27 protein-coding genes, 1 other RNA gene and 1 pseudogene are annotated in these 24524 nt (G+C 41.5%); 19 read left to right on the top strand and 10 right to left on the bottom strand.

What is annotated here, in order from left to right; all coding sequences use genetic code 11:
* Window positions 1-131 precede the first annotated feature (131 nt).
* The 5 genes from ACM0OS_RS21470 (at window position 132) to queF (ending at window position 1950) form a co-directional block, all read left to right on the top strand.
* Window positions 132-398 (top strand): YciI family protein, encoded by a 267-nt coding sequence (locus ACM0OS_RS21470; protein WP_414545227.1) that lies wholly within the window; start codon window positions 132-134, stop codon window positions 396-398.
* Between the two features lie 37 nt (window positions 399-435).
* An RNA gene (gene ffs / locus ACM0OS_RS21475) (signal recognition particle sRNA small type) lies at window positions 436-532 on the top strand.
* Between the two features lie 26 nt (window positions 533-558).
* Window positions 559-948, top strand: coding sequence for a phasin family protein (locus ACM0OS_RS21480; protein ID WP_414545228.1), 390 nt, complete (start codon window positions 559-561; stop codon window positions 946-948).
* A 160-nt stretch (window positions 949-1108) separates the two neighbouring features.
* Complete coding sequence (locus ACM0OS_RS21485; RefSeq protein ID WP_414545229.1) at window positions 1109-1507, top strand: hypothetical protein; 399 nt, start codon at window positions 1109-1111, stop codon at window positions 1505-1507.
* Window positions 1508-1539: 32 nt separating this feature from the next.
* Window positions 1540-1950 carry a preQ(1) synthase gene (gene queF / locus ACM0OS_RS21490; RefSeq protein ID WP_414545230.1) on the top strand — a complete coding sequence of 137 codons (411 nt, stop codon included), beginning with the start codon at window positions 1540-1542 and terminating at the stop codon, window positions 1948-1950.
* A 31-nt stretch (window positions 1951-1981) separates the two neighbouring features.
* Here queF and ACM0OS_RS21495 read toward each other — a convergent pair whose 3' ends face one another.
* The gene (locus ACM0OS_RS21495; RefSeq protein ID WP_414545231.1) at window positions 1982-3373 is read right to left on the bottom strand and encodes a cytochrome c biogenesis protein; all 1392 of its coding nucleotides are present in this window, start codon (window positions 3371-3373) and stop codon (window positions 1982-1984) included.
* A 3-nt stretch (window positions 3374-3376) separates the two neighbouring features.
* Window positions 3377-4117: a cytochrome c biogenesis protein CcdA gene (locus ACM0OS_RS21500; RefSeq protein WP_414545252.1), complete on the bottom strand. Its 741-nt coding sequence runs from the start codon at window positions 4115-4117 to the stop codon at window positions 3377-3379.
* Between the two features lie 218 nt (window positions 4118-4335).
* Between ACM0OS_RS21500 and ACM0OS_RS21505 the strand changes: the two genes are divergently transcribed.
* The 6 genes from ACM0OS_RS21505 (at window position 4336) to ACM0OS_RS21530 (ending at window position 8953) form a co-directional block, all read left to right on the top strand.
* Complete coding sequence (locus ACM0OS_RS21505) at window positions 4336-4521, top strand: hypothetical protein (RefSeq protein WP_414545232.1); 186 nt, start codon at window positions 4336-4338, stop codon at window positions 4519-4521.
* A 153-nt stretch (window positions 4522-4674) separates the two neighbouring features.
* Window positions 4675-4899 (top strand): hypothetical protein, encoded by a 225-nt coding sequence (locus ACM0OS_RS21510; RefSeq protein WP_414545253.1) that lies wholly within the window; start codon window positions 4675-4677, stop codon window positions 4897-4899.
* Window positions 4900-4987: 88 nt separating this feature from the next.
* Window positions 4988-6028 carry a glycosyl hydrolase gene (locus tag ACM0OS_RS21515; protein ID WP_414545233.1) on the top strand — a complete coding sequence of 347 codons (1041 nt, stop codon included), beginning with the start codon at window positions 4988-4990 and terminating at the stop codon, window positions 6026-6028.
* A 181-nt stretch (window positions 6029-6209) separates the two neighbouring features.
* Window positions 6210-7577 (top strand): Rieske 2Fe-2S domain-containing protein, encoded by a 1368-nt coding sequence (locus tag ACM0OS_RS21520; RefSeq protein WP_414545234.1) that lies wholly within the window; start codon window positions 6210-6212, stop codon window positions 7575-7577.
* A gap of 19 nt (window positions 7578-7596) precedes the next feature.
* Window positions 7597-8448, top strand: coding sequence for a TauD/TfdA dioxygenase family protein (locus ACM0OS_RS21525; RefSeq protein ID WP_414545235.1), 852 nt, complete (start codon window positions 7597-7599; stop codon window positions 8446-8448).
* Window positions 8449-8509: 61 nt separating this feature from the next.
* On the top strand, window positions 8510-8953 hold the full coding sequence (locus ACM0OS_RS21530; protein ID WP_414545236.1) for a YidH family protein: 444 nt from the start codon (window positions 8510-8512) through the stop codon (window positions 8951-8953).
* An 11-nt stretch (window positions 8954-8964) separates the two neighbouring features.
* On the opposite strand, the gene ACM0OS_RS21535 is transcribed toward ACM0OS_RS21530, so the two are convergent.
* Window positions 8965-9273: a hypothetical protein gene (locus ACM0OS_RS21535; protein WP_414545237.1), complete on the bottom strand. Its 309-nt coding sequence runs from the start codon at window positions 9271-9273 to the stop codon at window positions 8965-8967.
* A gap of 652 nt (window positions 9274-9925) precedes the next feature.
* On the opposite strand from ACM0OS_RS21535, the gene nifJ reads away from it, so the two are divergent.
* Complete coding sequence (gene nifJ / locus ACM0OS_RS21540) at window positions 9926-13477, top strand: pyruvate:ferredoxin (flavodoxin) oxidoreductase (protein ID WP_414545238.1); 3552 nt, start codon at window positions 9926-9928, stop codon at window positions 13475-13477.
* 35 nt (window positions 13478-13512) lie between these two features.
* Here the strand turns inward: nifJ and ACM0OS_RS21545 are convergent, their stop codons facing one another.
* The 6 genes from ACM0OS_RS21545 to ACM0OS_RS21570 all read right to left on the bottom strand — a co-directional run bounded on the left by ACM0OS_RS21545 (window position 13513) and on the right by ACM0OS_RS21570 (window position 18093).
* Entirely contained in the window at window positions 13513-13875 is a 363-nt protein-coding gene (locus ACM0OS_RS21545; RefSeq protein WP_414545239.1) for a hypothetical protein, read from the bottom strand.
* Window positions 13853-14230, bottom strand: coding sequence for a DUF433 domain-containing protein (locus tag ACM0OS_RS21550; RefSeq protein ID WP_414545240.1), 378 nt, complete (start codon window positions 14228-14230; stop codon window positions 13853-13855). The genes ACM0OS_RS21545 and ACM0OS_RS21550 overlap by 23 nt, the downstream gene beginning before the upstream one ends.
* Window positions 14231-14268: 38 nt before the next feature.
* Window positions 14269-14640 (bottom strand): hypothetical protein, encoded by a 372-nt coding sequence (locus ACM0OS_RS21555; protein WP_414545241.1) that lies wholly within the window; start codon window positions 14638-14640, stop codon window positions 14269-14271.
* An 85-nt stretch (window positions 14641-14725) separates the two neighbouring features.
* Window positions 14726-15178, bottom strand: coding sequence for a hypothetical protein (locus tag ACM0OS_RS21560; protein ID WP_414545242.1), 453 nt, complete (start codon window positions 15176-15178; stop codon window positions 14726-14728).
* A 51-nt stretch (window positions 15179-15229) separates the two neighbouring features.
* Window positions 15230-17548 (bottom strand): tetratricopeptide repeat protein, encoded by a 2319-nt coding sequence (locus tag ACM0OS_RS21565; RefSeq protein WP_414545243.1) that lies wholly within the window; start codon window positions 17546-17548, stop codon window positions 15230-15232.
* Between the two features lie 113 nt (window positions 17549-17661).
* Window positions 17662-18093 (bottom strand): hypothetical protein, encoded by a 432-nt coding sequence (locus ACM0OS_RS21570; protein WP_414545244.1) that lies wholly within the window; start codon window positions 18091-18093, stop codon window positions 17662-17664.
* Between the two features lie 79 nt (window positions 18094-18172).
* Here ACM0OS_RS21570 and ACM0OS_RS21575 point away from each other — a divergent pair.
* The 5 genes and pseudogenes from ACM0OS_RS21575 to ACM0OS_RS21595 all read left to right on the top strand — a co-directional run.
* Window positions 18173-18355, top strand: a pseudogene (locus ACM0OS_RS21575) (NADPH-quinone oxidoreductase); the annotation flags it as partial.
* A gap of 348 nt (window positions 18356-18703) precedes the next feature.
* Window positions 18704-20635 (top strand): transglycosylase domain-containing protein, encoded by a 1932-nt coding sequence (locus ACM0OS_RS21580; RefSeq protein WP_414545245.1) that lies wholly within the window; start codon window positions 18704-18706, stop codon window positions 20633-20635.
* Between the two features lie 264 nt (window positions 20636-20899).
* A complete protein-coding gene (locus tag ACM0OS_RS21585) occupies window positions 20900-21751 on the top strand; it encodes a DUF1206 domain-containing protein (RefSeq protein WP_414545246.1) in 852 nt (283 codons plus the stop codon).
* Window positions 21752-21884: 133 nt separating this feature from the next.
* Window positions 21885-22088, top strand: a complete 204-nt coding sequence (locus tag ACM0OS_RS21590; RefSeq protein ID WP_414545247.1) for a hypothetical protein — start codon at window positions 21885-21887, stop codon at window positions 22086-22088.
* A gap of 33 nt (window positions 22089-22121) precedes the next feature.
* Complete coding sequence (locus ACM0OS_RS21595) at window positions 22122-23021, top strand: metallophosphoesterase (RefSeq protein ID WP_414545248.1); 900 nt, start codon at window positions 22122-22124, stop codon at window positions 23019-23021.
* Window positions 23022-23037: 16 nt separating this feature from the next.
* On the opposite strand, the gene ACM0OS_RS21600 is transcribed toward ACM0OS_RS21595, so the two are convergent.
* Complete coding sequence (locus ACM0OS_RS21600) at window positions 23038-23244, bottom strand: hypothetical protein (RefSeq protein WP_414545249.1); 207 nt, start codon at window positions 23242-23244, stop codon at window positions 23038-23040.
* 236 nt (window positions 23245-23480) lie between these two features.
* Between ACM0OS_RS21600 and ACM0OS_RS21605 the strand changes: the two genes are divergently transcribed.
* Window positions 23481-23717 carry a hypothetical protein gene (locus ACM0OS_RS21605; RefSeq protein ID WP_414545250.1) on the top strand — a complete coding sequence of 79 codons (237 nt, stop codon included), beginning with the start codon at window positions 23481-23483 and terminating at the stop codon, window positions 23715-23717.
* A 237-nt stretch (window positions 23718-23954) separates the two neighbouring features.
* Entirely contained in the window at window positions 23955-24278 is a 324-nt protein-coding gene (locus ACM0OS_RS21610) for a hypothetical protein (RefSeq protein WP_414545251.1), read from the top strand.
* Window positions 24279-24524 lie beyond the last annotated feature (246 nt).

Here is a 24524-nt window from a genome sequence, read left to right on the forward strand (position 1 = left end):
ATTGCGACCGTAGGGAAGCAATCTCAAAGCCTTGATTTTCGTAGCGAGTGCGTAAATCCTATTGGATAATTTATTCTTGGGAAGCCCCTAGTTTGGGTGATGATACAGAAAAATCGAGAGGTAGCAACTAAATGCCTTGGTTCGTCAAAATTGAAGCAGGTAAAGTCGATAAACCTATTTTTGACCAATACGTACCCGCCCATAAAGCCTACGTTGAAGATTTGATTGCCAAAGGATACAAAGCCCGAACAGGCTATTGGGCAGAAGACAGGGGCGGAATGTTGCTGTTTGAGGCAGCTTCGAGGGATGAGGCAGAAGCAATTGTGGCTCTTGATCCATTGGTGCAAAACAACTGTGTGAGTTATCAGCTTTACGAATGGAAAATTGTTGTCGAGTAACACACACTTACGGACTTTTAGTGTTATGCTGATATCAGACCTGGATCTATGCGACTTTAACGCCCAAATCTTGTCAGAACCGGAAGGTAGCAGCAATACGGGATGCTTATGGTAGGCGTAGTCTCCGGGTCGCCCTATTTTGTAGGAGCGTTCAGCAGCAATGCCTGGTTTTGGAGATATTGTTCAAAAAGCTTTTTACCTCGGTGTCGGGTTGGCTTCTTACGCGGGTGAGAAAGCAGGGGGGAAGTTAGCCGAACTGCGATCGCAAGTCCAAAAACTGGCGGATGAAATGGTGGCCAAGGGCGAAATGAATACAGATGAAGCCCGCCGTTTTGTAGAAGATATGATGAAGCAAGCTCAACAAGCGCCAACATCTACAGAAACAACGGAAAAACCACCAACGTCTGAACCCCGTCGCATCGAAATTTTAGAAGAAGACGAAGAGGCAACAGTTAAAGAGCCAAAAGCGCCAGCAACAGAAAATGTTGATAACCTGCGCCAACAAGTGCTAAAACTGCAAGAAGAGTTAAAAAAATTGCAACAAGATTAGTAAGCAGTTAATTTTTATCTTGATGATTAGTAATAGGCGGCAATTTGGCATGGTGTTATATGTAGAAAGTTGATAACATACAATGCCTAGGGTGTAATCTAGTGCTGCAAGCTCAGTACTACTAAGCGTCCTGTTTATAGTCGGTAAGGGCGTCAAGTTTATGGAACAATGGCAAAAAGATTTAGTAGAAATCGTAGAAACAGTAGCTGACGAAGTAGAACGCTTCTTCCTAGGAATGAGTGAAATGGTGGATGTCTTTTTTGAATTGACGGAAGAATTTACTGAACAAGTCCAAACTTCCATTGCTACTGAAGTTGACCAGTATTTACAGGATCTCACTGACCCGATTTTAGAAGTTTACTGGGAACTGGAAGATGTGGTTGGAGATGGAGATCCAGGTTTTCCTTATGGGGTAGAACCGACACCAGAAAAGAATCCTGCTTGCATAGGTTGTCATAATTACCACGGTCAAGTTTATGGTGGTAATTTATTAGTCTGTGCTATGCATCCTCATGGATGGGATGATGAAAGTTGTCCTGATTGGGAAGAGCTTGGTTAACAGTAGGCCAACAGCTATATATTTAATAAATTATGAGCAATTCTTCACCTGAGACTGTATCCCAGCCCCAGCCAGAAATGAAATATGGCGAACGCGAAATTTCCGAAGGTAAATTAATTACGTTTCCTAATCCACGTGTGGGTAGGCGATATGATGTGAATATTACTTTGCCGGAATTTACTTGTAAGTGTCCGTTTTCTGGTTATCCTGATTTTGCGACAATTTATATTACTTATGTGCCTGATGAGCGAGTCGTAGAGTTAAAAGCTTTGAAGCTTTATATTAATAGTTACCGCGATCGCTATATTTCCCACGAAGAATCTGCTAATCAAATTTTGGATGATTTTGTGGCTGCTTGTGACCCTTTAGAGGTGACAGTTAAGGCAGATTTTACTCCCCGTGGGAATGTGCATACAGTGGTGGAAGTGCGTCACCAAAAATAGATTTAAACCCCAAGTCACGCCCAGAGGTAGGCTAAGACTCAGTACCTTTAGGCGTTTCAACTTGAGGCTGAGAACTGAGATTATCCAAAATCTGCAAAACCTCTTGTTCAAAAGCGACTTGGGCGCGATTAGTCTTACCGCCAACATACAAGCGATCGCCTTTTTGTAATGCCCAAATTTGTGAGTGAGAGAAATAACTCATGGTTGCGCCTAACATGAGTAATGCAAATCCTGTGTAAACCATCGGTATACCAGGATCAGATTTGATTTGTAAGCCAGTACTACCAAGAACATCGACAATTTTCAGGTTCACGCCATTGATTTTGGCTGACATTCCTGTGCGTACGGTATTTACTAGTTTGCCGGTGGAATCATAAATTAATACCATACCTTGCAAGTCTTTGGCGATCACCGAAACACCTTCACTCAAATCTGGTTTGGTGGGAATCCAACTTCCCCAGATACGCCCTCGGCCATTGGTGTCTAATGCAGCCATCGGTAACTGAAAAATCGGGCTGTTATTAAATTGGATGCGAACAGCTGAGATTCCCCAATCAGTTTGATAAAAAGTTACGCCATGATAACGCAGGGGTTGGTTGACGAAAATTTTCTTGTGATCAACTTCTTCTCCCTGGTTATTCAACACAGACATATCGGAATAAAATTGGTCAATCCCTCCAGATGGGGTGTAATCAATCCAAAAACGATTAACCCGCACAGACCAATTTTTTAAATCTTGAGGATTTGCCCAAGGGCCAGCATCTATAATATTTTTTACTTGAAATGTATCACCACTGGTGATCATTTCTTGAGCCATAAAGCCCGTCATGGCCCCCAAAATTCCCCCCAGGAGGATAGTCACAATTCCCACATGCACAATAATCGGGCCGATGCGTCCAACTATTCCTTTACGGGCGTAGAGAATATTGTCTTTTTCTTGAAAAATTTTATAACGGCGATTCTGTAAAATCTCGTTGAGGGAATTGATGGAACCAGTATCTAGTTCCGCACTCAAAGCTAACTTTTGGAATTTCCGGGGTTCTTCGTAATATTTCCAGCGCCGGGCGGTTTTTAAGGCTGGTAACTGGCGGGTGAATGTACAAGCTGTGAGGCTAGTACCAAATAAAATCAGTAAGCTGAGAAACCACCAAGTACGATATACATGGTCTAAACCCACTACCTGAATAACCTTCCAAGTCAAAAAACCAAATAAAGCTGGATGTTCAGGGTAGTTAGACTGATAGAATGCGGGTGACTGACCTTGCTCAATTACAGTCCCACTGATGCTAAAAAGAGCGATGAGTAAGAGTAAGGCGATCGCTAGGCGTAAATTAGTCAGTACAGGCAAAAACTCCCTGCGTAAGAATCGCCCAGGTACTAACCACCAACTTAATTCTGTGGAGGCGGAATTGTCTACAGTCATGGCTTAAAAACTACCCAAGGGAAAGCGAGAAATTAAAGAAAATACACCAAATCCTACCAATAGCACACCACTGACTGGATTAATCCAACCAGACCAGCGTCGCAACTCCAGCAGTTTTTTAATGGAAGCAGTGAAAGTACCTGCCAAAATTAATGGTGCTACATAACCTGCTGTATAGGATAGTAACAAAACAGCACCGAGAATTAAATCTTGTGTACTGGCAACCCAACCCAGTAAGCTAGCTAAAACGGGGGTACTACAAGGAGATGCAACTAAGCCGAAAGTTAGCCCCAGGGAATAAGAACGCACTCCTGGCGGTAAATTTGGGGAAATCCAATTTGTTTCACCCAAAGAGGGAAATTGTAGGGGTAATGCTTCTAATAAGTTTAACCCCATGAGAATAGCAATAATACTCACAATAATTGGCAAGCCGATACCCACTTGACCATAAACTTTGCCAACAAAAGCCGCTATAATCCCTAATCCAGCTAGGGTAGTTGCCAATCCTAACGCAAACCATGTAGATTGGGCTGCTGCTTGTAGGCGGCCTTTCGCTTCATAACCCCCAATGTAACCAATGGTAATGGGCAGCATAGACAGCATACAAGGAGTGAGGCTGGTGAGTAAACCAGCTGCAAAAATAATGCCCACACTTAGCAAGCTGAGGTGTGTTAGTTGGTAAGAAACAACAGTGTTAGCGAATTGTTCTAGTTGGTACAGTTGGGTTTGCAGAGTCTCCAGCATGGGGTGTTTTTGCACGGGAAATGCTTGTTCTGCTTGAATTTTAACGTAGTTTGTGCTGCGAATGTGGAGGAGATCAAGAAAGCATATCGCCAAGTGTGCGTTTTAGGCGAGTCGCCTACTGCTGGATATCTCTAGATATTGTCAACATCCCTCGGAAGATTCATGAAAAATTAAATTCACTGCATTAATAATCAAAGTAAGTATTAGATATTAAGATTATGTCCAACAAAGTAGTGATTGTTGGCGCTGACGGTTTAAACTCCGCAGTCAGACAGGTCTTGATTGGTGACGGCGAACCTTGTTATGCTGGACGCATGTCTTGGCGCGTTGTAATCAGATACAGCCACCAAAAGTTACTTGCTAACGAAGTTATGTCCATGACAATTGCAAGTAACAAACCCTGAAGACATTGTAGAACGCCCCATATGTGACAGACCTCCCCTGGAAAATTGGAGTCAAGGCAGAGTCATACTTTTGGGTGATGCAGCCCATCCAATGGTGCCATTACTAGGACAAGGGGCAAATACAGCCTTTGAAGATGCCTGGGAACTTTCTCAATGTCTGCGTCATACCGCCAATATAGAAACAGCTTTAACTATGAAAATAATCGTAAACCCCGTACCCAAATCATCCAAATTCGTAACGCAGTCCAAGCCAAACGTGCTTATGAAGCCGATAACGAGACATACCTTAGCAAAATGATGCAACAAGCCCAACTTAGTGATGCTGAATTTGAACAATGGCTTTATAACTACCAACCTTCCGTAACCAGCCATTCATAAATTACCTTTCTTTTCTTAGCGCCTTAGCGACTTTGCGTGAGACAAATTCATATTCTCAATTAGCAAAGCCAAATTACGAATTAATCTGATGAATTACAAAACCCAAATAAATCAACCCGGTCTAGTATTAGCACCAGGCCCGTCAGGATGGTGGGATTCCGAACGAGTTTCTGCACCACAAGTCATGCATTGTCCCGATGGTACTTGGAAAATGTGGTATTACGGCCGAGATGCTGCTTTTGACCGACAAATTAATTTACCCACCGGTCGCTGTGGTTTGGCAATTTCTCCTGACGGTATTCATTGGGAACGAGTGAAAGGCCCCCTCACTATGGGTTGTGTTTTAGAACCTCATCCAGATTCCCAGAGATTCGACTCAGCCCATGTTGGTGTCAGCAATGTCCAATTTATCGATAATCTTTATTGGATGTGGTACTTCGGCGGTAATCACACGGTTATTAGCATGGGCAAGTTTCAAGCTAAAGGATTAAAAATGCGTCCTGGTTGTGCTATCTCTCGTGATGGCATCAATTGGGTACGCCTAGAGAGTACCTACCAAGGAGCGCTTCTGGATGTAGGTAAACAAGGTGAATTTGATGCTTTATTCTGCGCTTGGCCTCAAGTGTTGCGTGATGATGATGGCACTTGGAAGATGTACTACCACACCCTGAACCCAGAAAAAGGTTTTTTAGTTGGTTTAGCAACATCAACAGATGGTTTACATTGGGAAAAAGTCGGTCAAATTTTAGGGCCGGGTGATTCTGGCAGTTTTGATGAGAAAGGTATTGGTACTCGTCATGTTCTGAAAATCAATGGAGAGTACTTAATGTTTTATGAAGGTGTCAATAATAGCGGTTATCACTCTATTGGTGTAGCCGTTTCTAAAGATGGTCAGCACTGGCAAAAAGATTCAAATCCCGTCTTTTGTCATGCGCCTAAAAACTCTGGTCGTTGGGATGCTAGGGCAGTAGGTACACCTTGTGTGGTACCAATGGACGATGGCAGTTTCCGCATGTATTATATCGGTGCAAATGAAGGAGGCCATGATGAATTATCGTCACACCATCAGATTGGTTTAGCTGTGAGTGTAGGAGCAAATTTTCGTGAGTGGTATCGTTGGGGAGAGTAGGGAGGAGGGGACAAGGGGACAAGGGGACAAGGGGAAAAGAGGACAAGGGGACAAGGGGACGAGGGGACGAGGGGACAAACTTGGGAATAGTAACAAAATTATTCTCCCTATCCCCCTATCTCCTGCATCTGTCTTTAAGGGTGTATGAAGATGGGATGGCATCTGCTGTTGGGGAGATGGATTGAGCTATGACAGTTCGACAGTATTAGGGTGGCGGCATCCTAATAATACTATGACGTTAGAAGCGCAGACTCCAAAGACTCTGGAAGTGTGTGAGGAACAGCAGGAATTTAATTGGCGACAATGTTGGTATCCTATTTGCTTTGTGCAAGATTTACCGCAAAATCGCCCTTATGCTTTTTCTTTATATGATGAACCTTTTGTTTTATTTAGAAATCTAGAGGGAATACTTGTTTGTTTAACTGACAGGTGTCCTCATCGTGCTGCTAAACTTTCTGATGGAAAAGTTATTGATGGTAAGATTGAATGTTCTTATCATGGTTGGCAGTTTGGTATTGATGGTCAATGTCTGCATATTCCCCAGTTACCAACAGATGCTACTATCCCTGTAAATGCCTGTGTGCAATCTTTTCCGGTGATAGAACGTCAAGGTTTGATTTGGATGTGGCCAGGAAATGCTCAAACTGCAATGGCTGATTTAATTCCCACTATTGCTGATTTAGAACAGCCAGAATTTGTCTACACTGACTATATAAGAGATTTGCCTTATGACCAAGCTTATTTAATAGAAAATTTTGTTGATCCGGCTCACGTTTATATTAGCCATGATGGTACTGAAGGTAATCGCCAAAATGCCCAACCTTTGGCAATGGAAGTAAGTGATTTTTCCGCTAAAGGATTTCGAGGTAAGATGCGTCCTGCTAATAATCCTCATGGCGTTTGGCAAAATCTGGATTTTATTGCTCCTAATTTGGTGCATTATCGATTAAACTTTAAGCCTGGTTGGTATGCGGGAATAGCTTTATATTCAATTCCGTTGGGTAAGGGAAGATGTCGTCTGTTGTTGCGTAGATATCGCAATTTTCGGACTCAAGCGATGAAGTTGAAACCTCGTTGGTTAGAACATTTTCGCCAAAATAAAGTTTTAGAACAGGATTTACCGCAAATAGTAGGACAACAAGCAGAAATTGCGCGATCGCAACAAAATCTCAACCAAGTCTATTTACCACTGAAAACATCAGATTTACTAGTAATTAGTTATCGTAAATGGTTAGATAAGTTTGGTGATGCTTTACCATATTATCAAGGTTATTTTACTTCTAAAGATTTCGACCATCATTCAATACCAGACTCAAATAGATTTTTACAACATACATTAATTTGTAATTCCTGTAATCGAGCATATCGGTTAATTAGTCAACTTAAACAAGTTTGTATAGGTGTAGCGATCGCACTGGCAGCTTTGGCAATAATTACAGAGGGAATTGTTAGTAATATATCAGTTTCTTTATCTCTTGTGTCTGTGCTTATAGCATTTGGATTGGCAAAATTAAAAACTCATTTCCAATATTCACATACTCACTTTTAATCTTTAAAGGATTCTCACAATGAAATATCAAACAGTGCAGCAAAACATCAGACTAGGTAGGGAAATACTACCTAATGAAAAGCTGATGCAATTGACAAGTAACCAGATATCTGAACTTAAAAAATCACTGTGGGAACATGGTGTAATTGTGATGCGAAAACAAAATTTAACAGCGTCACAACTCAAGAAATTTGCTCAAAATACTTTTGGTAATGTCAATTTTGGGTCTAAGTCTAAACCTCTAAATCCCCTAATTCATCCAGATTTACAAAGTCCAGGTGTAGCTATTTTAGGTAATCCTCAAGTGGGTAATCAAGAAATTGTGGGACAGTTTGCTTGGCAATGGCACCATGATAAGGATCATCTACCAACTACACCAGGTTTAGATATGAATGCGCTGTATGTGATTATCCTTTACGGAGTAGAAATACCGATTGCAGGTCACACTACAGAATTTATCGACATGATTGAAGCATATAACAATCTGGATAGCAGTCATCAGCAACAATTGGCACAAATGAATATGTATCATTTACCACCGAGATATCTCAAACCAGGGTCTAATGTGCCGATGAAAATGCATCCTGTGGTATCCACTCACAAAGTCACTGGAAAACAAGGATTATATCTGGGATCTGATACATCAATTCCTGTGGGTATGGAAGAAAAGCCAGAAGCAGCACAACAATTTTGGCATGAACTATTTCAAACTATTTTGCAGCGTACACCAGTTTACGCTCATGTCTGGCAACCGGGTGATGTGGTTTTTTGGGACAATTCCCAAGTGATGCATACAGGTACTCCCTACGATGCGAAACAGCATCAGCGAATTGCTTTACGTGTGGGTGTTGTAGATAACTCGTTTTCTTAGAGAAAAAAATCTCTACCGAAAGTGTTCAATCATGGGTATTGACATGATAAATATAGTACTCATGAATAACACACCCAATAAAATTGACCGTCAACGAGAACATCAAGCCAACGAACGGACTTTTTTAGCTTGGCTACGTACTTCTATTGCATTGATTGGTTTTGGTTTTGCGATCGCTCGTTTTGGTCTGTTTCTACGTCAATTAAATGTAGCTTTAGCACAACAAGAGCCTGATGTCAATCCCGTATTTAACTCAGAAAATCTGGGAATTACGTTTGTAGTTTTTGGGATTGTGGCGATCGCCTTAGCTGCATGGCGATACAATCAGGTATTCTGGGAAATTGAACGTGGTGATTATCGACCTCACCGTTTACCTGTTTGGATTATGACCGGAGTAGTAATAATTCTGGGTATTCTCAGTCTTCCTTTACTCTTGTTGCGAAACCCGATTTCTCCGCGTCCGTCGTCTATGCCAAATCAACCACAGTCCCGCTATCTTCGTTAAAACCTCAAAGTTTATGGATTGATGCACTTGAGATGATTACAACCAACACGTGGACTCATCATTGCAGATAACCGTTGAGAAGCTTGACCATCAATATTAAATTCTTGCTGAATTTGCTCATATACCTCTTTCTGACCTATCCGGGTAACTATCTGCTGAAATTCTGCCCAGGTTAAATTACTTTCCACAAATGCTTGGGCAATGGTAATAACTAATTCTTCATAGTCATTGTCTTCCATTTTGGTCATCATCCGATGTTCAATTTGCAGCGAATCATCAAAGCAGTAATACCAAGATTTTGGTTGCCGATTGAGAAGCATTTTGAAAAAATTTTGCTGTTGAGAAAGGTTAACAACACTATCACCTTCGCTACAGACAATTAATGTAGGTGCAGCATCACAAGTTTTAACCTTTAGAGACTAGCGACCCAAAGCCTTACCAGTCCTCTATTTTGGTCAGGACTGATCATTCCTTCACAAGTAAGATATTAGCGGCAAACCTCTGCGTTTAACGTGAGTTCGATGAACCTCTCCCCAACCCCTCTCCGACGCGGAGAGGGGCAGATATATTTCGTATTTTCAACGAAAAATAGGCATTTCAAAGCCTCTCTCCTTGCAGGGGAGAGGAATGGATGCGGGGTTTTTTAGATCCGTCGAACTCACGTTGCGTTTAAAACTTTCCCGCACCTGCACCCCATCAACTGGAAAAAATCATCTCAAACCCTCACCAATAAAAGCTGATTAGTTATGAGTACATAATTAATATTAAATAGATCACAATATCTACCAGAAGGTAAAATTAAAAAAATTGGCTACAAAATAATTAAATATTCATTCAAAAAACTAATTTACTAACGCTGGCAATTTCTAATTATTCAGGTTACAAATTCTCTTCATTCAGTTGAAAAAACAAGCGTTGGCACACAGCACCAGACAGAAGCGATCGCCACAAACAAAGACACGGTAAAATATCATGCACAAAACTTTTGCAACCATTGACGGGAATGAAGCTGTTGCCCGTGTTGCTTACAAATTAAACGAAGTCATCGCCATTTATCCTATTACCCCCTCTTCAGCAATGGGTGAATGGGCAGATGCTTGGTCAGCCGACAATCGTCCCAATCTCTGGAATACTATTCCCAGTGTTGTGCAGATGCAAAGCGAAGGCGGCGCTGCTGGTGCGGTGCATGGGGCATTACAAACAGGTTCTCTGAGTACTACTTTCACGGCTTCCCAGGGATTATTGTTGATGATTCCCAACCTCTACAAAATCGCTGGTGAACTGACTAGTGCTGTGGTGCATGTGGCGGCTCGTTCCTTGGCTACTCATGCGTTATCGATTTTCGGTGACCATAGTGATGTCATGGCATCCCGTGCTACAGGGTTTGCTTTGCTGTGTTCCGCCTCAGTCCAAGAAAGCCAAGATTTTGCCTTGATTGCCCAGGCTGCAACCTTAGAAACCCGTGTATCGTTTATGCACTTCTTTGACGGCTTCCGGACATCACATGAGGTGCAAAAAGTCAAGTTATTATCAGATGAGCAATTGCGATCGCTCATCAACGAAGATTTAATTTTAGCCCATCGCGCCCGCGCTCTCACCCCAGACCGCCCTATATTACGGGGTACAGCCCAAAACCCTGATGTTTACTTCCAGTCCCGTGAAGGTGCTAATCCTTACTACAGCGCTACTCCCGCCATTGTCCAACGCCTCATGGATGAATTTGGTGAACTCACTGGGAGACATTACCAAATCTACGAATACCACGGCGCCAGTGATGCCGATCGCGTGATTGTACTCATGGGTTCCGGGTGTGAGACAGTCCACGAAACTGTAGATTATCTCAACAGCCAAGGGGAAAAAGTAGGAGTAGTAAAAGTACGACTCTATCGCCCCTTTGACGTGCAGAGATTTATCGAAGTATTACCCAAAAGTGTACAGGCGATCGCAGTCCTTGATCGCACCAAAGAACCAGGTAGCGCCGGCGAACCGTTGTATTTAGATGTAGTCGCAGCCATCTATGAAGCCTGGTCAAAAACTCCCTCATTCCCCAAAGTCATCGGGGGGCGTTATGGTTTGTCATCTAAGGAATTTACCCCCGCGATGGTAAAGGCAATTTTTGATAATCTTGCCCAACCACAACCGAAAAATCACTTTACTGTGGGTATTAATGATGACGTAAGTCACACATCCCTCAGTTTTGACCCCAACTTTTCCACGGAACCAGATAATGTTGTGCGGGCAATGTTCTATGGCTTAGGTTCCGATGGCACAGTGGGTGCTAATAAAAACTCTATCAAGATTATTGGCGAAGAAACAGACAATTACGCCCAAGGCTACTTCGTCTACGACTCCAAGAAATCTGGTTCTATCACCGTTTCACACCTGCGTTTCGGCCCCCAACCAATTCGTTCAACTTATTTAATTGACAAAGCCAACTTTATTGGTTGTCATCACTGGGGCTTTTTGGAACGCATAGATGTATTAAAATCGGCTGTCAATGGGGCAACTTTATTGCTGAATAGTCCTTATGATGCCGATACCGTTTGGGAATATCTACCCCAAAAAGTACAACAAAAAATTATAGACAAACAACTCAAATTTTACGTTATCAATGCCAATCAAGTAGCCCGTGAAAGCGGCATGGGTGGACGCATCAATACAATTATGCAAGTATGCTTCTTTGCCTTAGCAGGAGTTTTACCCCAAACAGAAGCAATTACCAAAATTAAAAAAGCCATTGAAAAAACTTACGGTAAAAAAGGTACAGAAGTCGTCCAGAAGAACTTGCAAGCAGTAGACAACACCCTCACCAACCTACATAAAGTCGATATACCTCATTTTTCCTCCCCCACTCCCAACTCCCCACTCCCGACTCCCTTAGACAATGCACCAGAATTTGTGCGGGATGTCCTCGGTGAAATCATGGTATGGCATGGTGATGAATTACCTGTGAGTGCATTACCTGCTGATGGGACATTTCCCACAGGTACAGCGAAATGGGAAAAACGCAACGTCGCTGAGGAGATACCTGTATGGGAACCTGATGTCTGCGTTCAGTGTGGTAAGTGTGTGATGGTGTGTCCCCACAGTGCTATCCGCGCCAAGGCTTATCAACCTGATGAATTAATCAATGCACCGACTACATTTAAATCAGTTGATGCCAAAGATAAGAGTTTTAGTAACCAAAAATTCACTATTCAAGTTGCCCCAGAAGATTGTACAGGATGCGCCATCTGTGTAGATATTTGCCCGGCTAAAAGTAAAGCTGAACCATTAAAGAAAGCCATTAACATGGCGCAGCAGCTACCTTTGCGGGAACAAGAACGTAAAAACTGGGATTTCTTTTTGAATTTGCCCAATCCTGACCGACGACAGTTAAAACTCAACCAAATTCGCCAACAACAACTGCAAGAACCATTATTTGAATTTTCCGGTGCTTGTGCAGGTTGTGGAGAGACACCCTATTTAAAATTATTAACCCAATTGTTTGGCGATCGCGCGGTGATTGCCAATGCAACGGGTTGTTCTTCCATTTACGGTGGGAATCTTCCTACGACACCTTGGACAACCAACACCGAAGGACGTGGCCCTGCATGGTCTAATAGTTTATTTGAAGATAACGCCGAGTTTGGTTTTGGCTTTAGGTTATCGCTAGATAAACAAGCTGAGTTTGCGGCAGAATTGTTAGAAGGGATTGGAGAGATTTCTGATGAGTTGGTAAAATCTATACTTAGTACTGAACAAAAAACCGAGGCTGATATTTGGGAACAACGGGAAAGGGTGGCGTTACTCAAACATGAGTTAGATCAAATTACGACTGCTGACCCTCATCTCAAATCTCAAATTCAAAATCTCAAATCCCTTGCTGATTACTTAGTCAGAAAAAGTGTCTGGATTGTTGGTGGTGACGGTTGGGCTTATGATATTGACTTTGGCGGTATTGACCATGTGTTAGCTAGTGGTCGCAATGTAAATATTTTGGTGATGGATACAGAAGTATATTCTAATACTGGCGGTCAATCATCCAAAGCCACACCGAAAGCAGCCGTAGCCAAATTTGCGGCTAGTGGAAAACCTGCACCGAAAAAAGATTTAGGCTTAATAGCCATGACCTACGGTAATGTTTACGTAGCGAGTGTAGCGTTAGGTGCAAGAGATGAACATACGCTCAAAGCATTTTTAGAAGCAGAGGCTTATGATGGGCCTTCATTGATTATTGCTTACAGCCATTGCATCGCCCACGGCATCAACATGACCACAGGCATGAACCACCAGAAATCCTTGGTAGAATCAGGTCGCTGGTTACTATATCGACATAATCCAGAGTTGCAGCAACAAGGGAAAAATCCTCTACAATTGGATATGCGATCGCCTACGCAGTCAGTAGAGCAATCTATGTATCAAGAAAATCGCTTCAAAATGCTGACTAAGAGTAAGCCAGAGTTAGCTAAACAATTATTGCAACAAGCACAAACCGAAGTAGATGCACGTTGGCAAATGTATCAGTATTTGGCAAATAGGTAAGCCTTAATGGGTAATAAGTTCTAATCTATTACCCATTATAATAAGGGTAAATAAATTATGCGGTCTTTGTATTCACCATCTTCTGAAGCCAAAGCAAGTAATATTAATTGTTCTATATTTTCACCAATACTTAAATTAGGATTGAGAATGAAAATTCCTGGTATGTGACGATTAACAGCAATATGATCAGCTAAATGTACTGGCATAGAAGTACGGTTGTTGGTTACTAATATAAAATTATTTTCCTCACACCAATATAGAATTTCTGGATCAAGTGTTCCTTTTGATGGTATTCCTGGTTCTCCTATCACCTGGATAATAATCTCAGGTTCTTTTAGTTTAATTTGATTTGGATATAGAGGATTGACATTTTCATCAATAAGATATTTCAGCGTCATTTATTCCTTTCTTGGCTTGCCTTGCGGCTCGGAGTTGGCGGAGTTTTCCTGATATTGGTGGCGGATTAAGGCGTTGTTTTTCTCTCATTATATGACCATGTTCTAGCCAGTTTTTCATATAATCACTGACAGTTTCTTGGTTTTGCAAATAGTACAAAATAGTTGCATATACTTGTTCTAAAGAAATTGATTGATATATTTGAGCAATTTCCTCTGGAGAACGTCCACAATCAATGTATTCATAAAGAATGGTTTCAATTCCTATTCTTGAGTTTTTTATTCTGATGTCTCCAGGAGAGAAAAAATTGAAATAATCTGCGATATCCTTTGTATATATGGCTTGATTCGTATTCATAATTTTATAATTTCAATACATTCCATATGATTACATAATTATAGTTTAGCTGAATCAAATTCAATACCACGACGTGCAAAATATTTATCAATGTTAATCTGCACAAATAAATCCTTGAGTTCTTCGGCAATCTCTTGAGGCGGATTTCCTGATAAAGCTACTGCAATTAAACGTTCTGCTGCTGCAATTTCTCCACAGTCAATTGCTAAGGTTGCCGCACTACGATGTAAGACTGAACGTGTAGGTTCTGCTACCAGATTATTTACGATTAATTCTGCGGCTAACCTTTCTTTTTCAAATGCTTGTCTAGAAAGTTGCAAGGCTAACACAGAGTCGCCTTTGAGTTTAGCAACTTGCGCCATTTCAGCGAAATCCATTGCTTGTTTATGTAAATTTTGAATCTGGTTCATTTTTTCACTACAAAACACAAAGGTTTACTAAACTCAACAATCACAATGTAAACTGGTAGACTACCATCAATAGAGTTTACTTGCTCTAATTTTTGTTGGCTCTTGTTTTTATTTTACTGTCATCACCCTGACGTATGCCTGAGACTTCTAGCCTAACCGCATTTTGGAATGGGAGTTGATTATTTTCAGCCTTTTTTCCTAACCAATAATCAAATCCTGTTCCTCGGCGAGAACGTTCTACGACTGTATATTCAGTCAGTTCTTTAATAATTAAAAGGGCAATTCCATAGGCTGCCTGTTCTGTAGTGTATTCATGATCATTCCAACACCGCAACATTTGATCTGTTACTTCTTGCCAATAAATTTTGAAAACATCTGTTAAGTCTCCTTGAACTTGAAGTTGTACACCTTGCATATGTCCTTGATCATTTAAGCAAACAGCACAAGCTTCTGCTAAGGCTGCACCAAAGGCTGGAGTAATGGCGGGTAATCCTTGATCCAATTTGGTGATGATCAGTACTTTTGGGTTTAAATTCATTGAATAGTATCTCTATAAAGTTTCCTCTCTGCGCCTCTGTGTGAGACAAAATCACCGCCGAAACCAAGAGCGAACCCAACGCCACAACCGGCGCAACCACGCCCAAAAACCACGGCGAGTAATTACAGGGGTTTGTGGTTGAGAAAAACGCTCAATTCTATCGTTGCAATCTTGCACATTAGTATCAAGTCCCATTTTTTGACACAGTTCACGGGCATTACGATAAGCACCCAGCGCGTCTGATTTACGGCTGATAATTTCTAATACCAAACCCAAGTTAAACCAGGAATTTGCTTCCCCTCGAATATCGCCTATGTCCTTTTTGATATCCAAAGACTGCTGGAAGAACTCAATCGCCCGTGGGTATTCTCCCAGGGAACGGTAAGCAGTGCCCAAATTGTTTAAGGAATGACCTTCGCCGTTGCGATCGCCTATTTCCCTGGCTATGCTCAAAGACTGCTGGTAGAACTCAATCACCTGTTGATACTCTCCCAGGGAACAGTAAGCAGTGCCCAAATTCATTAAGGATTTGCCTTGTGTATTGCGATCGCCTATTTCCCTGGCTATGCTCAAAGACTGCTGGTAGAAATCAATCGCCTGTTGATACTCTCCCAGGCATAAGTAAGCATTACCCAAATTAGCTAAGGAAGTACCTTCTCTGTTGCGATCACCTATCTCCCTTGATATTTCCAAAGACTGCTCATAGAACTCAATTGCCCGTTGGTATTGTCCCAGGGAGTTGTAAGCAGCACCTAAATTAGCTAAGGAAGCACCTTCGCCGTTGTGATCGCCTATCTCCCTTGATATTTCCAAAGACTGCTCATAGAACTCAATCGCCTGTTGATACTCTCCCAGGGAACGGTAAGCAGTGCCCAAATTCATTAAGGAAGCACCTTCGCCGTTGCGATCGCCTATCTCCCTTGATATTTCCAAAGACTGCTCATAGAACTCAATCGCCTGTTGATACTCTCCCAGGGAGTTGTAAGGAATGCCCAAATGGCCCAAAGAAACAGCTTCGCCAAAGCGATCGCTTATCTCTCTAGCGATATCCAAAGACTGCTGCAAGAACTCTATCGCCCGTGGGTATTCTCCCAGGTGACGATAAGCATCGCCCAATGAAATTAGAGAAGCCCGATAATTCCAATTTTTGCGATCGCCAATTCCTTCCCATTTACTGACCAACTGCCCATATAATTCCACTTGGTCTGTATAGTAACCTCGCAAGGTCAAAAATTCATCGCAAAACCAAATGCTATCAAAGGCAGAGTTATAATCTTGCAACTGATAAAAGTGATCAAAGATTTCTAAGTATTCTTTGACATCATCTTTTGTATTCCAAGGTGGTTGTTTTGCAATTGAGCGATAATAATCAATAGCTCGTTGATGTGCCTCTGTTTGATCACCTGCTTTATACCGCACATACTCCAACACCACTGGCTGAAACTCAAACCACCGCTTACCATTAAGTTTTTCTAATAAAAAAGAACGCTTAACCAGATTCTTTAACTCTTGCTCAATTTCTGCTGCTGAATATCCTGTCAACATAGCCACGGCGGCTGCACTATCAACCGCACCACGATAAACACTAATATTCAGCAACAAAGCCTTTTGCAATTCACTCAATCTTGCAAAACTGGCATCTAATACCAACACCATCCCCACATTTTCCCGGCGATGCACACCTACCACTTGGGAATCTGTCAACAACTGCTGCAAGTTGCCTAAACCTAAATCTGCTAGTCTGCTTAAATGCGGGTCTTGAGAATATTCTTCCTTTAATAAATCTGCTACCAATCTCAACAGTAGGGGATGTCCATCTACCAGTTTGACAAACTCTGCTAAATCTCCCCGAATGCCTAATGCAGTTAACAGCGCTTCTCCTTCCTCTACTTGCAAACCTTTCAGGGGTAGCCATGCAAAGCCTTTTGGTAATTCTGGTCTTTCTCTTGTGGTGACTATGACTTTACTATTACTGCCAGATTCCACCCAGGCATTAAAGAAATCACCATAAAATAGACTTCCCCATTGTCTATCTGCTTGTAATACACTCTCTAAATTGTCAATAATCAGTAAAAATTGACCAGTTCGTAAACACCTAATCAACGCCTCGACTAACTGCGCTTCTTGTTCTGGAACCGGAAAGCCAAATTCTTGTAATACTTTCCTTGCTAAATCACTAAAACTTGCCCCGTTACCGACATCAGCCCAAAAACGCTTCGGGAAACCCCCAATTTCATTGTAAATTTTAGCTGCCAGCGTAGATTTCCCTGTACCACCAATGCCTTCTATGCCAATGAGGAATGTATTTTTATCAGTTAACCATTGCTGTATTTGCGCGATTTCTTCTGTTCTTCCTTGCCAGTAAGCCAAGCTTTTGGGCTAGTCACCTGCTTTCAAAATCCCTGGTGATTCGGCTTTGGTACTGCTTTCTATCAACTCGACTATTTTTTGCTGTGCAGTACCATAAACAGCAATATAGTTAGTTACTTTGGGCTGTTGATATTCTTGCTTAAGTCATAGGTTGGCTGATTAACATCACCTGCTGTATTTATCTGTATACTTTCATCGTAAGATTCAGCATTGAGACTCACAGAGGCATCACTTGATTTTTGTTCTTGCAAAATTTTAGCTATTTCTTCCGCCAGTGCTGTATCAGCATCCAAAATCTTCTTCAATTGCACCCGCAAACTCGCTTGTAAATCTTCGTTTTCTGGACTTTCAGCTACATCTGTTGCGGCTTCTTTGGCTGCTTCTTTAGCTTCTACTTTAGGTTGTAACTTAGCCCAAATAGCTTTGGCTTTATTCCAACCATCTTCACCCACTTTCCGAGATGCCCCTTCTACGGCTTTACTACCCACATTCAGCAAAAATGGCAGACAGGGAGCTAAAAGTTTAACGATTAAGCTGATATCCATTTATTTACGCCGTATATCGTGATTATGTATACAAATTCATACTAGCGCACGATAATTCTCAATTACGATAATAGGGTGATTTTATACTTTACGCGATCGCAAAATGATTCTCGATCTGTTTGAGTCCGCCACAGGCGATCGCATGGTCAACAATCATTATTTTCGTATTGGTGGAGTAGCCGCTGACCTACCTTTTGCTTAGGTGGATAAATGCCAAGACTTCTGTAACTATTTTTTACCCACTATTGATGAATATGAAAAATAGAGCAGTGTTTGTGTCGGGTTGTCAATAAGTCCTAGTATAGACATAAACCTGCATAAATTTTGTGGAGAGAGATGAGCCTTGCTTGCTTCCCCCATATTCTTTAGCGTGAATGCTGCTGATGGATATTTTGTATATAATCCCATCTTACGGTGTAGCCAAATTCTACCTCTAAGTAGAAGTTTTACGACTCAATACTCTTTATAATTGAATAATTGATTGAGTTATGTTTGCTAGGAATATATCAACTTTCATAACTATCAAACTATTATCAGTAGCCGAAAATTATTTGGTTGGCTTTGCTGAATAAACTGCCGTTACACCTATCAATGAGGAAATAAAATTGCCGTGTCTTCATTAAGAAGTTTTGAAGATAAGCAGCCGCATATCCAGACTTCGCCTAGTTTAGAATTTTTCAAAGGAGTGAGTCAAGTTACTGGCTGTACCCTTTTATCAATTACCACGCTGGCAATTTCTGTGCTAGCTGGAGGACTGCTTGGTTTAGCTATTAGTTTCCGTGATTTACCAAGGGTGAGAAAAATACGGAACTTTGTACCTGCACAAACAACTTATATCTATGACATTAAAGGCAGGCTGTTGGCAAGTATTCACGGGGAAGTGAATCGTGAAGTAGTTCCCTTAAATAAAATTTCTCCTCACCTAAAAAGAGCCGTATTAGCCACAGAAGATACTTATTTTTATGAGCATCAAGGTATTAATCCTATGGGCGTGGCGCGTGCTTTAGTAGTTAATTTGGAAGCTGGGAAAGTCCAAGAAGGCGGCTCTACTATCACCATGCAATTGGTGAAAAACCTGTTTTTATCTCAAAAGCGTATTTTAACGCGAAAGATAGCAGAAGCAGTGCTGGCAGTTCGTTTAGAACAAGCTCTCAGTAAAAATGAGATATTGGATCTATATCTCAATCAAGTTTATTGGGGTGATAACCATTATGGTGTGCAAATGGCGGCACGTTATTACTTTAATAAGTCAGCCGCAAATTTGAATTTGGCTGAATCGGCTATGATGGCAGGGTTACTGCCTGCACCAGAGTATTTCAGTCCTTTTGTAAACCTGGACTTGGCAAAACAAAAGCAACAAGAAGTGCTTTTTAGGATGCGGGAATTAAACTGGATTAGCCAGCAGGATTACAATCAGGCTCTCAAAGAAAAGATTCAACTGAATAAAAATAGGTCTTTAGAAGGTAGTGCTGCACCTTATATAACTAATACCGTAGCGCAGGAATTGGTGAAAAAATTTGGACGTGATGCATTGCTCACAGGTGGAATGCGGGTGCAAACAACTGTTGATGCTAAATTCCAAATGATGGCAAAAAAAACAGTCAACAGTTGGCATCAAAGATTAACAAATCAAGGTTTAAGAAATAATCAAATAGCTTTAGTAGCTATTGACCCTCGTACTCATTTTATTAAAGCTTTAGTTGGTGGCGTAGATGCCAAAACCAGCGAGTTCAACCGAGTAACTCAAGCGCGTCGTCAGCCAGGGTCTTCTTTTAAACCGTTTGTTTACTACGCTGCCTTTGCTAGTGGCAAGTTCACACCCAATACAATGGTGCAAGATACTCCAGTCAAGTATCGTGATGGCAACCGTTGGTACTCTCCACGCAACTATGATAATAGTTTTATGGGAGCCATGCCAATTCGCACAGCTTTATCACTATCTCGGAATATTCCAGCAATCAAACTAGGCAAAGCTGTAGGTCTAAATAAAGTTATTGAAACCTCTCGGACTTTGGGTATTACGAGTCCAATGCAACCTGTAACTTCTTTACCTTTAGGTGCAATTGGTGTAACGCCTCTAGAAATGGCTAGTGCCTATGCTACTTTGGCTAATTATGGCTGGCAGTCACCATCTACATTAATCATGCGTGTCACTGATAGTAATGGCAACATTTTGATGGACAACACACCTAAACCTAATTTGGTTTTAAATCCTTGGGCATCGGCATCGGTGATTAATGTGATGCAGTCTGTAATTAATAATGGTACAGGTAAATCTGCTGCTATAGGTCGTCCGGCTGCTGGTAAGACGGGAACAACTTCATCAGAAAGGGATGTTTGGTTTGTAGGTACTGTACCCCAGTTGACAACTGCCATCTGGGTAGGAAGAGACGACAACAGAAGACTCGGTTACGGTGCAACAGGTGGTGGTACGGTTGCTCCTATATGGCGTGATTTTATGCGAAATGCACTTAAAAATGTCCCAGTCGAAAACTTCAAGCGACCTTCTGAGTTTCCTCGCCCCCGACCAAATAAGAAATAGGAATTTTAGTGGTTGATTTACCTGGGTATTGGGAGGACTAATGACAAAAACTTCACTTTTCATCAGGATTTACGTAACCAACCACGTATTTTCGTCATTGCGACCGTAGGGAAGCAATCTCAAAGCCTTGATTTTCGTAGCGAGTGCGTAAGTCTTATTCATGATGGACGAGGTTTAGCTATATTTTTTACAGTAGCTCTCAACGCACATTCTTAACAGGCTCAGAATATTTAGTCCTAACCCAACCTGAATAAATAAAAAAATATGGCACTACGTGATCCTCTTCCTACAAACATTAAACAACCCGTTAGACAAGCAGTTTCTCATCTTTGGGTTGAGCGATTAGCAAGATTAGGCTATGCAGCAAAAGGACTAGTTTATATTATTGTGGGTTTACTAGCAGCACAGGCAGCATTTGGTTCTGGTGGCAAAACTACAGATACTAGTGGTGCGCTAGAGACGATTGTTACCCAGCCTTTTGGTAAATTTCTCCTGGGTATTGTCACCCTGGGGCTTATTGGGTATGCACTTTGGCGATTTGTGCAAACTATTCTCGACCCCGAACATTCCGGTCAACAAATGAATACTAAACGAATTGCCAAGCGTCTTGGCTATGCTTTTAGTGCGATCGCTTACTTCAGTTTGGCTGTAACATCTATTAAAATAATTATCGGTTCAAGTAGTGGCGATAGCGATTCAGTTGAAGATTGGACGATATATTTTCTACATCAACCCTTTGGCAGATGGTTAGTAATGCTTGTGGGTTTGATTGTCATTGGTGTTGGGATTTCTTACCTTTATCAAGCATATCAAGGCAAATTTCGGCGCCATTTCAAACTTGCTCAAATGAGTCGGACTGAGCAAATTTGGGCAGTGCGTGTGGGTAGATTTGGGATTACTGCCCGTGGCATTGTTTTTGGTATCATCGGCATTTTTATAATGCTGGCAGCGATTCAATTAGATGGCACTCAAGCTAGGGGATTAGGTGGTGCATTGGCATCTCTGGCGCAGCAACCTTTTGGCCCCTGGATTTTAGGTGTAGTGGCGTTGGGTTTGATTGCTTACGGTATGTATTCCGTAATAGAGGCTCGCTATCGACATATTACTAATTTATAAAAAAAGTATGAACATTGCAATCTATGCGATCGCCTTAGCAATCAGACATTTATTTTCCGGTAAACTATAAATTCTCAATGCTAAACCACGTAGTCGCTAGCTCTCGCTTGGCAGTGGAGTATCTGTTGCTTATGTGTTCGTCCACATTTTGCCCGAATTGAGTGAAGCCCAAGTAACACTCCAAAGCAGTTTGAATATTAGACTTGATTTTTTAGAGCATTACGTTTATTTAGTGGCACTTTTAGGTTTAGCAGTGTTTTACGGCTTAGAGCGATTTGCGAACAAGTCACGTCAATGTAGTCAAAAAAGTGTCGTTGCTGATACCTCTGTAGTTTAATTTCTTTGTGTAATTTATTAAGGTTTTTTAATCATGAAAAATATCCCTCAAAAACTAAAATATTCTATTTTAGGATTAGTAAGTGCGATCACACTATTGGTAATCTGGAGTTTTATCGAACCCCGCATACTCAACATCGAAACCGAAACTGCAAAAATTCCCAACCTTCCTCCATCATGGCAGGGTAAGCAAATCGGACAAATCTCAGATTTTCAAATTGGATTATGGGGCGACAATCGTGGTACTGCTCGTCGCAGCGTGGCTAAATTGGTAGAGGCAAAACCTGCTGTAGCGTTGATCAGTGGCGACTTTATTTATCATCCAGGCTCTAATATCAAACCAGAGATCGAAACAGCAGTAGATATAGTTCGTCCTCTGATTGAAGCAGGTATACCTACTTATGCAGTGCTGGGTAATCATGATTACGGCATGAGTAGTAAGTCTGCACCACCTAAAACAGAAGAAGCCGAACGTTTGAAAACGGCATTAGAATCAGCAGGTATTAAAGTATTGGAGAATGAGTCAGTTCAACTGCAACTTCCCGATAGTGAAAATACTTTATATCTAGTTGGGGTAGGTTCGCTATGGGCAAATCGTGATGACCCTGAGCAAGCCTTGAGCAATGTACCAGATAGCAGTCCTAGAATCACGATGATGCATAATCCAGACTCATTTGAGAAATTTCCTGCCAACTCAAGCCCCTTAGCAGTAGCGGGACATACTCATGGAGGACAGGTACGAGTACCAGGTTTGCCACAATGGTCGTGGTTAAGTTTTATCCAAAAAGATAAAGTTTACGCCGACGGTTGGGCAAAGGGTTTCGGCCAACCTGGGAATCGACTTTATGTCAATCCTGGTATTGGAATGAGTATTGCACCAATACGTTTATTCTGTCCGCCAGAACTAACATTTTTTACTCTTCAGGCAGATTAATCTAGCTAATGAATATTCAATCTTTGCCAATTAATCTTATTCCTGGTTCACCTAGGAGTGCTAAACAAGGAAAGTCTGATCTAGCCTCAAAAGTTACTAGATCTGGATTATGGACGTGTCCCCACTCTATGTCTGGGTCACACAGATAGTCACGACAAGACAAATTCATGTGACCTGAGCGAGGATGCCAAAACCGTTTCCAGCCGTCATCTTGACTTGGCATTTTTACTGACAATAGCCCTCTTCTGTCATTGTGCCAAAAAGTATACGCCTAAGTCGGTATTCGGACTATTTTTTTGCAAAATGTCAACTACTTATTTATATAATTTACCTATATAATAGTGCTTATCTTGCTTATCTATAGGTTATACCTTTAGGATTATGAATTAAAAATCAGCCTTGCTTATGTTTAAGTCATTAGGTAATCATTACCTAATTACGTAAGTGAGGTAACTAATTATGTCACAACAAACTATCTCATCTGAGTTGATGGTGGAATTGTCCACAGACGAACAACAATTGATCTCTGGCGGCCAATGGGGACAAAAAGGTCGTTGTCCTCGACGTATTCGCGTTCCTAGATGTGGTTTCTACTTCCGTAGAGGCGGATACGGTGGCGGATATGGCGGCGGCAAAGACGACGATTACAAAGACGACGATTACAAAGATGACGATTACAAAGACGACAAATATTAGATATGACGTCGTTTTTGAATGAAAGCTAGTTGTTAATTAGCCAATTAGCCAAGCCTACAATATGTTCCGTGGGCTTGGCTAATATTATCTGAGCTTGGAAGTGGGAGATGGAAAGAAGCGGAGTTGTAATTAATTGACCAATGACCAATGATTAATCACTAAATAGCTTGTATTTTTCCGGATAATCCAAAAAATAACTGAATAATATTCTATCTAAAATATTCATGCCTAAAACCTATGGACATGCCCCAGCGCGTATCAATTCGCTACAAAGACACGTCCTACAGCATTAATGAGATTCGCTTAAAAACCTTCCGGCTTGGTTTTCAAATATGGGATGAACAAACTAAGCCTAGAAAAACAGAGCTTTATGAGTTTATACTATCTTGCTTGAAACAGGTTGACCGTCAAGATCGTTATATGTTTTCTCTACTATTTATAGAGTTAACAGATATGATACGCAATTCTCGACTTGACAGGGGAATGAAAGAGGTTCTCGTTAAAACAGCTTTTAGCGAGTTTGCTTGCGCGTTAACAGACTTTGAAGATGGGGGTAAATAAAAATTTATGTCCCCACCTAATTCACTACTGCTAAATTTCTAGTTGTCCTTTTCGTATCATAATTAATTGCGTTAATTTTCTAACCCGGGCGGATTGTTGTTCTCCAAACCGGGCGGATTGTTGTTCTCCAAACCGGGTGGATTGTTGTTCTCTAAACCGGGTGGATTATTGTTCTCTAAACCGGGTGGATTGTTATCTGTAGGTGGCGCTTCGTTTTCAGGTAGTGCGTTATCTGTAGGTGGCGCT

It is taken from the genome of Nostoc sp. CCY0012 (assembly GCF_963920855.1).
Classification (GTDB): Bacteria; Cyanobacteriota; Cyanobacteriia; order Cyanobacteriales; family Nostocaceae; genus Cyanocohniella.